Consider the following 269-nt stretch of genomic DNA (forward strand, 5'->3'; position numbering starts at 1 on the left):
TGAAAGCGGTCGCCGCAACGCTCGGAATCGGTGCGGCGGAGACCGTGCGGACCTGGGTCCGGAAAGCCCAGGTCGACGCCGGCCAGCGACCGGGGGTCACTTCTGAAGAAGCCGCCGAGATCAAGCGCCTCAAGACCGAGAGCGCCGAGCTGAAGAGGGCGAACGAGATCCTCAAGGCCGCATCGGCTTTCTTCGCGGCCGAGCTCGACCGGCCACACAGGCGCTCGTAGCCTTCATCGACGAGTTCAAGCAGGTGTTCGGTGTCGAGC

1 pseudogene is annotated in these 269 nt (G+C 65.8%); it reads left to right on the top strand.

The features are described from left to right. A pseudogene (locus tag RM572_RS29890) lies at positions 1-269 on the top strand (IS3-like element ISMyma3 family transposase); the annotation flags it as partial.

It is taken from the genome of Streptomyces hazeniae (assembly GCF_031845485.1).
GTDB classification, from domain to species: Bacteria; Actinomycetota; Actinomycetes; order Streptomycetales; family Streptomycetaceae; genus Streptomyces; species Streptomyces hazeniae.